Genomic DNA, 12,304 nt, shown 5'->3' on the forward strand with positions numbered 1-12,304 from the left:
GTACGGCACGCTCGCGCACCTCGGGCGAGAACTTGTTTGACTTGGTCATAGCTCCATCTTCTCAAGTGTTGGAGCCTCCTCAAAACCCGGGGCGATTCATGATAGTCCAAGTTTTTGTCCGCATGCCCACCGGGGTCTAGTGGGTCACTTCTGGATGGAAATCAACACCTTCACCACGGTGTCTGCTGCCACAATGCCGCCGGCACTGGGTTTGTTTTCAATGATGACGGGCTGGCCCATCTGGGTAGACAGCTGCTGCGCCACCACCCGCGATGTCACGTCCGCAACGCCGCCTGCGCCAAAGGGCACCATGATGCGGATGGGTTTCTTCGACAACGGTTGCGGATTGACTTGTGCGGTTGCCCATGGCATCACCAGCAACACGCTATACACCCCAGCCCGCTTACAGCGAGCACCCCATTTTTTTTGCCATTGCGTGCGCATGCACATCTCCTTGCTTACTTGTGCCGTGCACTGTGTCACCGTATGGCAGTAACAGTGCCGCTGTTTCCTGATTAGCAGCTATTGCATTTAGGCATAGCTATCGCAGCCCCAGCGCTCACAGGCCTGTGTTTTCAAAGCTAAATTTTTCGGTGTTCACTTCGCGCTGGCCTTGGGGGGCATATCGGTCACCCACGATCTGGTCAGGCTGAAACAAAACATCCAAAGCGGTCAACACCTCGGCGCTCAGTTGCACCGCACCGCCGCGCACGTCTTCTTTCAGGTGCTCCACACGGGTGGTGCCCGGCAAGGCGATCACATGCGATCCCTGATGCAGCACCCAGGCAATCGCCAGCTCGGCCAGCGTGCAATCCGCTTGCTCGGCCAGCGCCTGCATAGGCGCCAGCAAACGCATGTTTTTGGCATGGGCCGCCGCAGCAAAGCGCGGCATGGCGGCCCGGATATCGCCCGACACCCAGTCCCCCACCTCCTGGAGCTTACCAGTCAAGAACCCGCGGCCCACTGGGCTGAAGGCCACATAGGCAATACCCATGTCTTTGCAGGCTTGCAGTGTGCCCAGCTCGGCATTGCGCGACCACAGCGAATACTCGCTTTGCAGGGCCGTGATCGGGTGCTCGGCATGCGCGCGACGCAAAGCATCCACACCCACCTCCGACAGGCCCAGCGCACGCACTTTGCCCTCTTGCACCAGGCGGCCCATCTCGCCCACCGATTCTTCAATCGGCACTTGCTGGTCCCAGCGGTGCAGGTAGTACAAATCGATCACATCGGTGCCCAGGCGACGCAGGCTGTCTTCACAGTTTTGGCGCAAGCTGGCGGGCCTGCCATCGATCACACGGCGGATGGTGCCGTCTTCGCCCACCACACCGGCCATGCCGCACTTGCTGGCCAGCGTGATGCGGTTGCGCTGCTGCTTGACCCAGGGAGCAATCAAGCGCTCGTTGGCGCCAAAGCCATAAAGTGCGGCGGTATCAAACAAGGTCACACCGGTATCCAAGGCTGCGTCGAAAACGGCCTTGGATTGCTCGGCGCTCGAAGGGGTGCCGTAGGCATGGCTGAAGTTCATGCAACCCAGTCCCACGCTACCCACACTCCACGGTCCAATGCGTCGCTGCTCCATGTCTCTTCCTTTCGCTGCGGGGTGCATGCGCATGCCATGTCGCGGCGCCGCACCCTGCACAATTTTTGAATAAAAAAGCCTGTGCATGCTTATAAAGCTTGCACAGGCCGCTATGCATTTTTCAATGCACAGGCAACAATTTAGTTCGCGTTGAGCTGCTGCTCCAAATCATGCAGCACCTTGTAGCAAGGCAGCACTTGTTGCACGCTGGAGTTGGGCTCGCGGCCTTCACGGATGGCAGCAAAGAACTCGCGGTCTTGCAACTCGATGCCGTTCATGGACACATCCACCTTGGACACGTCAATCTTCTCTTCCTTGCCGTTGACCAGATCGTCGTAGCGCGCGATGTAAGTGCCGGTGTCGCCGATGTAGCGGAAGAAGGTGCCCAGAGGGCCATCGTTGTTGAACGACAGGCTCAGCGTGCAGATCGCACCGTTGGCCGCCTTGAGCTGGATGCTCATGTCCATGGCAATGCCCAGTTCTGGGTGGATGGGGCCCTGGATGGCATTGGCCTTCACGATGGGGCTACCAGCCTGGTAGGCGAACAGGTCCACCGTGTGGGCAGCATGGTGCCACAGCAGGTGGTCGGTCCAGCTGCGGGGCTGGCCCAACGCGTTCATGTTGGTACGGCGGAAGAAGTAGGTCTGCACATCCATTTGCTGGATGTTGAATTCACCGGCTTTGATCTTCTTGTTCACCCACTGGTGGCTGGGGTTGAAGCGGCGGGTGTGGCCCACCATGGCCACCTTGCCAGTTTCCTTTTGTACCTTCAGCACTTCTTCGGCTTCAGCCCAGCTGTCGGCCAGCGGAATTTCCACCTGTACGTGCTTGCCTGCCTTCATGCACTGGATGGCCTGCGCAGCATGCATCTGTGTGGGGGTGCACAGAATCACGGCATCCACCTCGGGCAGCGCCAGCGCTTCTGCTAGAGCAGTGGTCACGTGGCCAATGCCGTACTTGGCAGCCACTTCCTGTGTAGGTTCCAGACGGCGGCCCACCAGCGATACGACTTCCACACCGTCGATGTTCTTGATGCCGTCCAGGTGCTTGATACCGAATGCGCCAGCACCTGCCAGCGCCACTTTGATGGTCTTGCTCATTTATTGATTCTCCAAAATCAGATGGCCTACGGCCGTATTCGATGCAGGAACGTGGAAGAAGCGGTGCACCAGCTTGGGCGCATTGCCACCATCCACATCGGCCATCGCACCGCGCGCGATCAGCCACATCACCAGTTCAATGCCTTCACTGCCCGCTTCACGCACATATTCGATGTGCGGCACTTTGGCCAGCTCGGCTGGCTCTGCCACCAGACGATCGAGGAAGCGGTTGTCCCACTCCTTATTAATCAGACCGGCGCGCGGCCCCTGCAGCTGGTGGCTCATCCCTCCTGTGCCCCAGATCTGCACCTTGATGGGCTTGTCATAGCTTTCGATGGCCTTGCGGATGGCCTTGCCCAGTTCAAAGCAGCGCTTGCCCGAGGGTACGGGGTATTGCACCACGTTCACGTGGAAAGGGATCACCTTGCAGGGCCAGTTTTCAGGCTGACCAAACATCAGCGACAGGGGCACGGTGAGGCCGTGATCCACCTTCAGGTCGTTGACGATGGTCAGGTCAAAGTCCTGCTGAATCACCGACTGCGCAATGTGCGAAGCCAGCTCCGGGTCACCCTGCACCTTGGGCACGGGACGTGCACCATAGCCTTCATCGGCAGGCTCGAACTCCGCAGCCGTGCCAATCGCAAACGTGGGGATCACGCCCAGGTCGAACGAGGTGGCATGGTCGTTGTAGATGAGGAAAATCACGTCGGGCGTGTTCTCCTTCATCCACGCCTTGGAAGGCTGGTAGCCATCGAAGAGCGGCATCCAGTAAGGCTCTTCGGTCTTGCCCTGGTCCACGGCCACGCCAATGGCAGGCACGTGCGAGGTGTAGACCGAAGCCGTGATGCTGGCACGGCCTGCAGGCTGCTCACCCTGGGACTGCTCAATCGCCTCAGCCAGCGCCTGCTGGGCCTGTGCTTCTTGCCACTCTTCAAAAGCGGCAGACATGCTCATGGGGCCTTGCGCATCACCGTCCTCACCCACGTAGCGGTTGCCATCGGGCTTGCGGCCACCGCCCACCATCATGGCGCGGTAGTTTTCTTCGGTCATGCCGGTCATGGAACCCGCCATTTGCTGAAAGCTCAGGCCGTCGGTTGCACCCAGCTTGGACAGGAAGTAGATGTTGCCGCCAGTGCGCATCATCCAGTTCAGATCACGGGCCTTGACGGCGGCCTTTTGCTCATCCGTCATCGGCCACTCAGCCAAGTAAGCGTCTTCATCGGCTTTGAAGCGGGTGCGGTTCTCTGCCTTCATCAGGCTCATGCAGAACTGGTTGAGCCAGTACCCCTTGCGGCTTTGGTCGGCATCAAAAATGGTGGTGCCGGGGACGTCCAGATACGGTTTGTCCAATGCCATCTCTTGTCTCCTTGAATATCTAGTGAGGCGACGTTCAGGCTTCTTCAGGCCAATACAAACGCATGGGGTTGTCCACCAGCAGCTTGCGCTGCAGCTCGGCGGTCGGCGCGATGTGGGGGATGAAGTCCACCAGCAGACCATCGTCAGGCATGTGGTCCTTGAGGTTGGGGTGTGGCCAGTCGGTCCCCCACAGCACGCGGTCGGGGAATTCTTCGACCACACGGCGCGCAAAAGGCACGACGTCTTGGTAGGCGTTTTGCTCGCCATCCAGCGCCTTGGGTCCAGTTATGGACAGGCGCTCGGGGCAAGACACCTTGCTCCACACGTTCTGGTGCTCACGCATGAACTTCAGGAACAGGGCGAACTCTTCGCTATCCACGCCCTTGCTCACGTCGGGGCGGCCCATGTGGTCCACCACCACGGTCGTGGGCAGTGCGGTGAAGAAGTCCCACAGCTCAGGCAGGTCTACTGCTTCAAAGTAAATCACCACGTGCCAGTCCAGCTTGGCGATGCGACCGGCGATTTCCATCAGCTCGTCCTTGGGCGTGAAGTCCACCAGACGCTTGACGAAGTTAAAGCGCACGCCGCGCACGCCAGCTGCATGCAGAGCTTGCAGCTCTTCATCGGTCACGCTGCGCTTGACGGTAGCCACACCACGTGCCTTGCCGTTCGAGGACAGGCAGGCATCGACCATGGCACGGTTGTCCGCACCGTGGCAGGTGGCCTGCACGATCACGTTGCGTGCAAAGCCCAGGTGGTCGCGCAGGGCAAACAGCTGCTGCTTGCTGGCATCGCACGGGGTGTACTTGCGCTCCGGAGCATACGGGAATTCAGCTCCGGGGCCAAATACGTGGCAGTGGGCATCCACGGCACCTGCAGGCAGTTGGAACTTTGGGGTGGCGGGGCCTTGATACCAATCCAGCCAGCCAGGGGTTTTTTCAAAAGCGCTCATCGTCTCGTCTTTGCAAATAGCAGCCCCACACACCTGGTGCAGAGCTGTCAGGTTCTCAATCGGGCTTGATGCCGGTGTCGTCGATCAGCTTTTGGTAACGCTGGCGTTCGGCACGGATCAGTTGGGCAAACTGGTCGCGGCTGCCGGGCGTGACTTCGCCGCCCACGGCCGCCATGCGCTGCTTGACCTCGGGGGTAGCCAGGGCCTTTTGCACTTCGGCATACAGCTTGTCCACCACGGGTGCAGGCGTGTTCTTGGGCGCCACAAAGCCGTACCAGACCGAGGCTTCAAAGCCCGGGTAGCCTGATTCGGCAATCGTGGGGGTGTTCGGGAAGATGCTTGTGCGGCCGGCGCTGAGCGCGGCCAGCACCTTGAGCTTGCCGTTCTTCACGTGGGGCAGTGCTTCTAGCGCGTTGACTGCCACCAGTTGCACCTGGCCACCGATGGTGTCGGTGATGGCAGGCGCACCGCCACGGTAGGGAATGTGCTGCAACTCAATGCCGGCAGCCTTGGCGAACAGCTCCACCGCCATGTGCGGGGTGGCGCCATTGCCGGGGCTGGCAAAGGCAATGCTATCGGGCTTGGCCTTGGCTGCAGCAATCAGCTCTTGCACGTTGTTGTAGGGCACCGAGGGGTTGGCGGCAATCACTACGGGCACTCGGCCCACCTGGGCGATGGGCACCAAATCACGCTCAGCATCAAACGGTGGGGGCTTGTACAGCGCCATATTGGCCGCCAGGGCGTTGGCCGCCAGCATCAGCGTGTAGCCATCGGGCGCAGCATCGATCACGGATTTGACCGCAATGTTGGTGCCTGCGCCGGGCTTGTTTTCCACGATGAAGGTTTGGCCCAGGCTGCTGGACAGGCTTTGGCCCACGGTGCGGGCGATGATGTCCACCGCGCCGCCAGCAGAGTAGCCGACCACCACTTTCACGGGCTTGCTGGGGTAGGCGTTTTGCGCCTGCGCTGCGGTGGCGGCAGACAGCGACAACACAGCCAGCGCGCTACAGGCCAGCAGGTGGCGGCGTGCCGCTGAGGTTGTGGGATGCATGTTCTTGTCTCCTTGGATCTGGCAGTCAGTCGATCAGATATCAGTCGATGTAACGCAGGCCCACTTGTGCCAGCGGTTCGCGCATCTTGTACATGTCCAGGCCCAACACGCCGGACGCCAGCTTGGCGCGCTTTTCGCCTTCAAAGCTCTCGCGCTTTTGTGCGGCAACCAACACTTCGGTAGCCTTAGCGGCGGGCACGCATACCACGCCGTCGTCGTCGGCCACGATCACGTCACCGGGGGTGACGATCTGGCCTGCACACACCACGGGGATATTCACCGAGCCGATGGTGGCCTTGATGCAGCCCTTGCTGCTGATGACCTTACTCCACACAGGGAAGTTCATCTCTTGCAGCGTCTTCACGTCGCGCACACCGGCGTCGATGATCAGCGCACGAGCACCACGGGCCTGGAAGCTGGTGGCCAGCAGGTCACCAAAGTAGCCATCGGTGCACTCGGCTGTGATGGCGGCTACCACGATGTCGCCGGGCTGAATCTGCTCGGCAACCACGTGCATCATCCAGTTGTCGCCGGGGTGCAGCAGCACGGTCACGGCCGTACCCGACACCTGTGCGCCGGCATAGATGGGGCGCATATAGGGCTTGAGCAGGCCCACGCGGCTCATGGCCTCGTGCACAGTGGCCGAACCCAAAGCCGCTAGACCATCGGCCGCTGTGCGGTCCGCGCGTTGAATATTGCGATACACCACACCCAGTTCGTACATCAGTCTTCTCCTAAATATTTAAAAAAGTGAGTAGCTTGTGCTTTTAAAAAGCTAATCTCTAAGTGTTTTCTATCCAAAACCATTGATTTATAAGTACAGGTTGCTCGGCTTATTGCATTTCTTATTTACAGACACTTAGCCTTCAATGCGGCGTCCAGACGCGTGAATACGCGGCGGGCATTGCCTTCGTACACGGCGTGCTTTTCTTCAGCCGTAAGGTTTTGCGTAGCTTCGATGTAGCGCTTGGTGTCGTCGTAGTAGTGGCCAGTTTGCGGATCGATACCGCGCACCGCACCAATCATTTCGCTAGCGAACAGGATGTTCTTGGTGGGGATCACTTCGGTCAGCAGATTGATACCAGGCTGGTGGTACACGCAGGTGTCGAAGTAGATGTTGTTGAGCAAGTGCTCTTCCAGCAGCGGCTTCTTCATCTCTTGCGCCAGACCGCGGAAACGGCCCCAGTGGTAAGGCACTGCACCGCCACCATGGGGAATCAGGAACTTCAGGGTGGGGAAGTCCTTGAACAAATCCGAAGTCAGGCACTGCATGAACGCGGTGGTGTCCGCATTCAGATAGTGGCTGCCCGTGGTGTGAAAGCACGAATTACAGCTGGTAGACACGTGGATCATCGCGGGGATGTCGTACTCCACCATCTTTTCGTAGATGGGGTACCAGCTCTTATCGGACAGTGGAGGTGATGTCCAGTGACCACCCGATGGATCAGGGTTCAGGTTGATACCCACGTTGCCGTACTGTTCCACACACTTAACCAACTCAGGGATGCAGGTGGCGGGGTCCACACCAGGCGACTGGGGCAGCATGGCTGCGGGGATGAAGTGGTCAGGGAACAGCTGGCTGACGCGGTAGCACAGCTCGTTGCAGATGGCGGCCCAGGTACTGGAGGTCTGGAAGTCACCGATGTGGTGGGCCATGAACGAGGCGCGGGGGCTAAAGATGGTCAGGTCCGAGCCGCGCTCTTTCATCAGACGCAACTGGTTGGTTTCGATGGTCTCGCGAATTTCGTCGTCACTGATCTTTAGGTCGCTGGCCTTGGGCGCTTGCGACGGGTCTTTCAAGCCGGCGATCTGCAGATCGCGCCAGGTGCCCAATGCAGCGGGTGCGGTGGTGTAGTGGCCGTGTACATCAATAATCATGGGAACAACCTTTGCTTCAGAAAACGTCAATTTCGTTGGCTGGCACACCGTGCGCAGCCGGTGGTGGTCAGGCCGCAGACATGGGCACCATGCCCTGTGCGCGCTTGGCAGCGCCCGCCTGGGGCGAAGCCATGAAGTCCAGCAATTGGCGAGCAGAATCAATATCCGCAGAGCGGCTGAGCACCGCTGCCGAGAACACAGTGTCGATGGCCACCGGATCGGGAAGGTTGCCCACGATGTGAATGCCTGCTACGTGGATCAGCTCGCTCAGCTGCTGAAAGCCCAGCGCCACTGCACCACGCGCCACCAAAGAGCCCACAGGAACGCCAGGGCGCGCCTGCACCATGCGGGGCTGCACCTGGGCAGCGATACCCCAATCAGCCAGCAACTGCTGCAACGCCACGCCGCTAGGGCCGGTGGAAATGCCAATCGAAGGCGCTTGCAATACCGCCTGGCGCAGCGCTTCTTCGCTGCTGATGTCCGGCGGCGCAGCACTGGCAGGCACGGCCACGGCCGTGCTGGAACGCATCAAATCCACTTTGCTTCCCGCGACGGCGTGGCCGCTGGCGATCAGGCCATCAATGGCTTTGGAGGCCAGAAACACCAGGTCGTAGGTGCCGCCATCTTTGACTTTTTGTGCCGCCTCCACCCCGCCCAATGATTCGATGGCGGTGGACGCGCCGCCCTGGGCATGCCAATCGGCCAGCAAATCGGCCAGTACCTGACGGGTGGCCATGGATGAAATGCCTTGCAATACAGTGCTCACGCGCTTGTCTCCTTGTGTTCTGTTATCAGACGCCATGCCCGAGGGAGCTAATCCACCTGCATTCTGAAAGCAAAACACAACGAGACCCAGCACACAAACCCGCTAGCTGCTATATCCAAACGGCATACCACTTAGCCATTCTGTTGCAAAGGCAGTCCCGCGTAGTTTTCTGCCAAGGCCGTTGCTGCAGCCTGGGAGCGCACGGTGTAGCCCAATTCGGCTTCTTGCATCTTGGTGCCGAATTCGCCGCTCTCAGGGAAGCTGTGCATCATCGAGGTCATCCACCACGAAAAGCGCTCGGCATTCCACACGCGGCGCAGGCAGCGTTCGGAGTACTGCTCAATGCCCACCTTCGAGCCTTGCTGGTAGAAGTCCACCATGGCTTGGTACAGATAACCCACATCGGAAGCGGCCAGGTTCAACCCCTTGGCACCGGTGGGAGGCACGATGTGGGCGGCGTCGCCAACAAGGAACATGCGGCCAAATCGCATAGGCTCGGTCACAAAGCTGCGCAGCGGGGCAATGCTCTTTTCCAGCGATGGGCCAGTGACCAGCTTCTCACGGGCCTCAGGGTCCAAGCGCAGCTTGAGTTCTTCCCAAAAGCGCTCGTCGCTCCAGTTTTCCACCTTCTCGGTCAGTGGCACCTGCAGATAGTAGCGGCTGCGGGTTTTGCTGCGCTGGCTGCACAGGGCAAAGCCGCGCTCGGTTTGAGCATAGATCAGCTCATCCGAGACGGGGGGCGTATCCGACAACAGGCCCAGCCAGCCAAAGGGATAGACCTTTTCAAAGGTCTTGATCTGGTCTTGCGGCGCGCTGGTGCGACACACGCCGTGAAAGCCATCGCAACCAGCAATCTAGTCACAGGCCACAGTGTGTTGCACACCGTCTTTTTCATAAGTCACGCAGGGCGTCTCGGTATCAAAGCCCACGGGCTGCACGTTCTGTGCCTCATACACCGTGGTCAAGCCGGCCTGGGCACGCGCTTCCATCAAATCGCGGGTGACTTCAGTCTGACCATACACCATCACCCGCTTACCACCGGTGAGGGCATGCAAATCAATACGGTGGCGCTGGCCGCCAAACAGCAGTTCAATGCCGTCGTGCGGTAAGCCTTCTTCGTTCATACGGGCATCAGCACCGGCTTGCTGCAGCAAGTCTACTGTCACCTGCTCCAGCACGCCAGCGCGGATGCGTCCCAACACATAGTCGGGGCTGCGTTGCTCAAAGATGATGTTGTCAATGCCCGCCTTGTGCAGTAATTGACCGAGCAGCAAGCCTGCAGGGCCTGCACCGATGATGGCAACTTGGGTACGCATAGGGTGTCTCCATATCTGTCTGAGTTGTAATGGCTAAAGCTTAGTTTTGCGCCACATCAACATCCAGCGTTGCACGCACGACCTGCGCGATGATCATCCAACTTGCGCGACAATCGCGCGAAAAACAAACCCCAACCTCCCTTATGAACACCATCGCTCACGCAGACTTCATTGCCGGACTGGCCAAGGGCCTGGCCGTACTGGAGAGTTTTGACACCGATCGTCAGCGCCTCAACGCCACGCTGGCGGCCCAACGCGCCGGTATCACCCGCACAGCCGCTCGCCGCCATTTGCTAACGCTGCAATATCTGGGATATCTAGAAAGCGATGGCCACTACTTCTGGCTGGCGCCCAAGGTGCTGCGCCTGTCGGGTAGCTATCTGGCATCGGCCCGCCTACCCCGCACCGTGCAACCCACGCTCACCCGGCTGGCGGTACAGACGGGATTGTCGTGCACGGTGGTGGTACTAGATGGTGCTGAGGTGGTGATCGTGGCACGCAGTGCTACAAATGAGCAACCTGAGCGGCGCCTGGCCCATGGACTGCATTTGGGCAGCCGCTTGCCGGTGCATGCCACCTCCACCGGCCGCATCCTGCTGGCAGCAATGGATGACACAGCCTTGGAGCAATGGCTTCGCAACCACCCTTTGCCACGCTTGACGGCCCACACGGTGACATCGCCGCAGCAACTACTCTCTATTGTCTATGCCGTGCGCCAGCAAGACTTTGCAATGGCGCGCAATGAGCATGAGCTAGGCGTGCAAGCCATCTCAATACCATTGCGCGACCGCACCGGCCATACCTTGGCGGCATTGAATATCGTGGCCGCCCCAAAGCACTTTGACAACAAAACCCGCGTCAATGAACTCTTAGGCTTGTTGCAAGAGGCAGCACGGGATCTGCGCCCCATGCTGTGAACACAGCGTGCTACATTTCCAACCCGGCTTCAAGCCCGCGCCAAACACAGTGTGCGCAAAATATCGGCCGTACATCTGACCAAAGGCGTGGCGTGCTTTTTGGAGGATTGCACCAGGCACAGCGTGCACACGATGCGTGGATCCACAATAGGCAGCACCTTCAAGCCATCTTCCAACTGGGCCGTATTGACGGCACTAGCAGTGAGTACTGCATAGCCGTAGCCGCTGCGCACCAAGTCAAGAATGGCTGGAACGCTAGAGACCTCCCATACCACATTGAGCTGCACCTGAGACAGCGTGGCCTGCGCCTCCATCAGCTTGCGGAAGATCTGTCCCCGCTGCGGCATTATTAGAGGCATTTGGGAGAGGTCTTTGAATACAACCTGATTCTCATCCTGCAGGTCTTGGGCGCGCCCAATTACACAAAGCGGCTCCTCCAGCACTGGCACGACTTCAATCTGGGGATTGGGATCAGGCGTGTAGACCAAGCCCAAATCCATTCGCCCCGTGGCCAGCCATTCGCTGATGTGCATAGAGAAGCCCTCCACCACTGCCAGCCGCGCCTTGGGCATTTCTTTGCTGAAATGATTAATCAACGGCAATGTTAGGAGGCGCATCAGACTTGGCGGCAAGCCCAGTACAATGCGACCCACCGGCTCTCCCCGGTGGCTACCCAAATCCTCTTTGGCCAAAGCGACCCGCTGCATGATGCCGTGGCCATGCTCCAGCAACCGGCGCCCGGCATCGGTCAAGGCCACACCCCGGCCGGTGCGAAACAGCAAGGTCTCACGCAGCTCTATTTCCAGCGCACGCACTTGCCGACTCAACGCTGGCTGGGCAATATCTAGCTGCTGGGCCGCTTTGCTAAAGCTGCCCGTTTCAGCCACACACACAAAAGTTTCAATTTGCTGTAGGTTCATGTCCTAGGAAATCTACCATGAAGCTATGCTTTTTAGATATAGCTGCTAGCCATAAGTAGCGTTATTGCATTACAGAGACTTCCCATAAAAGCAAGCGCTGATAAGTTTTCATTTTGATAGACCTGACTACTACCGTAGTACTCAAGAGGCGTACAACGAAAAACTGAATCGCCCCGGGTTTCAAGGAGGCCGATTGGTTTAAGTTGACACCTCTGCAGAGGTGTCGCTGACGGCTAGTTGCCTCCAGTAGTTTGCCTCAGCTTCTGCCGCAGGGATGCCCCCAATCGGCGTGAGCAATCGGACATGGTTGAACCAGTGCACCCATTGCAGGGTGGCCAGTTCCACGGATTCCCTGGTCTTCCAGGGTCCCCGGCGGTGAATCAGCTCGGCCTTGTACAGACCGTTGATGGTCTCGGCCAGCGCGTTGTCGTAGCTGTCACCCCGGCTGCCCACCGAGGGCTGTATG

At 59.2% G+C, this 12,304-nt stretch carries 11 protein-coding genes and 3 pseudogenes; 1 reads left to right on the forward strand and 13 read right to left on the reverse strand.

Annotated features, from left to right (window positions below; translation table 11 throughout):
- Window positions 1–168: 168 nt before the first annotated feature.
- The 11 genes and pseudogenes from FYM52_RS17870 to pobA all read right to left on the reverse strand — a co-directional run.
- Window positions 169–372 (reverse strand): annotated as a pseudogene (locus FYM52_RS17870) (tripartite tricarboxylate transporter substrate-binding protein); the annotation flags it as partial.
- A gap of 187 nt (window positions 373–559) precedes the next feature.
- Window positions 560–1,582, reverse strand: coding sequence for an aldo/keto reductase (locus tag FYM52_RS17875; protein WP_047219283.1), 1,023 nt, complete (start codon window positions 1,580–1,582; stop codon window positions 560–562).
- A gap of 140 nt (window positions 1,583–1,722) precedes the next feature.
- Window positions 1,723–2,682, reverse strand: coding sequence for a Gfo/Idh/MocA family oxidoreductase (locus FYM52_RS17880; RefSeq protein WP_047219282.1), 960 nt, complete (start codon window positions 2,680–2,682; stop codon window positions 1,723–1,725).
- A complete protein-coding gene (locus tag FYM52_RS17885; protein WP_047219322.1) occupies window positions 2,683–3,570 on the reverse strand; it encodes a class III extradiol dioxygenase subunit beta in 888 nt (295 codons plus the stop codon).
- Window positions 3,571–3,714: 144 nt separating this feature from the next.
- Window positions 3,715–4,179, reverse strand: a pseudogene (gene ligA / locus FYM52_RS19000) (protocatechuate 4,5-dioxygenase subunit alpha); the annotation flags it as partial.
- Entirely contained in the window at window positions 4,073–4,990 is a 918-nt protein-coding gene (locus FYM52_RS17890; RefSeq protein ID WP_047219281.1) for an amidohydrolase family protein, read from the reverse strand. The gene FYM52_RS17890 and the pseudogene ligA, both read right to left, overlap by 107 nt.
- Before the next feature lie 55 nt (window positions 4,991–5,045).
- On the reverse strand, window positions 5,046–6,041 hold the full coding sequence (locus FYM52_RS17895; RefSeq protein WP_047219280.1) for a tripartite tricarboxylate transporter substrate binding protein: 996 nt from the start codon (window positions 6,039–6,041) through the stop codon (window positions 5,046–5,048).
- Window positions 6,042–6,081: 40 nt separating this feature from the next.
- A complete protein-coding gene (gene ligK / locus FYM52_RS17900; RefSeq protein WP_154165072.1) occupies window positions 6,082–6,765 on the reverse strand; it encodes a 4-carboxy-4-hydroxy-2-oxoadipate aldolase/oxaloacetate decarboxylase in 684 nt (227 codons plus the stop codon).
- Window positions 6,766–6,890: 125 nt separating this feature from the next.
- Window positions 6,891–7,919 (reverse strand): amidohydrolase family protein, encoded by a 1,029-nt coding sequence (locus FYM52_RS17905; RefSeq protein ID WP_154165073.1) that lies wholly within the window; start codon window positions 7,917–7,919, stop codon window positions 6,891–6,893.
- A gap of 67 nt (window positions 7,920–7,986) precedes the next feature.
- On the reverse strand, window positions 7,987–8,685 hold the full coding sequence (locus tag FYM52_RS17910) for a substrate-binding domain-containing protein (RefSeq protein WP_162524777.1): 699 nt from the start codon (window positions 8,683–8,685) through the stop codon (window positions 7,987–7,989).
- Between the two features lie 131 nt (window positions 8,686–8,816).
- Window positions 8,817–10,001: pseudogene (gene pobA / locus FYM52_RS17915) on the reverse strand (4-hydroxybenzoate 3-monooxygenase).
- A 143-nt stretch (window positions 10,002–10,144) separates the two neighbouring features.
- On the opposite strand from pobA, the gene FYM52_RS17920 reads away from it, so the two are divergent.
- Window positions 10,145–10,918 carry an IclR family transcriptional regulator C-terminal domain-containing protein gene (locus FYM52_RS17920; RefSeq protein WP_154165074.1) on the forward strand — a complete coding sequence of 258 codons (774 nt, stop codon included), beginning with the start codon at window positions 10,145–10,147 and terminating at the stop codon, window positions 10,916–10,918.
- Between the two features lie 29 nt (window positions 10,919–10,947).
- On the opposite strand, the gene FYM52_RS17925 is transcribed toward FYM52_RS17920, so the two are convergent.
- Together FYM52_RS17925 and FYM52_RS17930 are read right to left on the reverse strand one after the other, a co-directional pair.
- Window positions 10,948–11,838, reverse strand: a complete 891-nt coding sequence (locus FYM52_RS17925; protein WP_154165075.1) for a LysR family transcriptional regulator — start codon at window positions 11,836–11,838, stop codon at window positions 10,948–10,950.
- A gap of 198 nt (window positions 11,839–12,036) precedes the next feature.
- A partial coding sequence (locus FYM52_RS17930) for an integrase core domain-containing protein (protein ID WP_154165076.1) occupies window positions 12,037–12,304 on the reverse strand: 268 nt, incomplete at its 5' end.

It is taken from the genome of Comamonas sp. CAH-2, from assembly GCF_009668305.1.
Taxonomy (GTDB): domain Bacteria; phylum Pseudomonadota; class Gammaproteobacteria; order Burkholderiales; family Burkholderiaceae_C; genus Comamonas; species Comamonas aquatica.

Coding starts and splice junctions, on each gene's coding strand:
- FYM52_RS17875 (WP_047219283.1), bottom strand. CDS start 1,582: ATGGAGCAGCGACGCATTGGACCGTGGAGTGTGGGTAGCGTGGGACTG.
- FYM52_RS17880 (WP_047219282.1), bottom strand. CDS start 2,682: ATGAGCAAGACCATCAAAGTGGCGCTGGCAGGTGCTGGCGCATTCGGT.
- FYM52_RS17890 (WP_047219281.1), bottom strand. CDS start 4,990: ATGAGCGCTTTTGAAAAAACCCCTGGCTGGCTGGATTGGTATCAAGGC.
- FYM52_RS17895 (WP_047219280.1), bottom strand. CDS start 6,041: ATGCATCCCACAACCTCAGCGGCACGCCGCCACCTGCTGGCCTGTAGC.
- ligK (WP_154165072.1), bottom strand. CDS start 6,765: ATGTACGAACTGGGTGTGGTGTATCGCAATATTCAACGCGCGGACCGC.
- FYM52_RS17905 (WP_154165073.1), bottom strand. CDS start 7,919: ATGATTATTGATGTACACGGCCACTACACCACCGCACCCGCTGCATTG.
- FYM52_RS17920 (WP_154165074.1), top strand. CDS start 10,145: ATGAACACCATCGCTCACGCAGACTTCATTGCCGGACTGGCCAAGGGC.
- FYM52_RS17925 (WP_154165075.1), bottom strand. CDS start 11,838: ATGAACCTACAGCAAATTGAAACTTTTGTGTGTGTGGCTGAAACGGGC.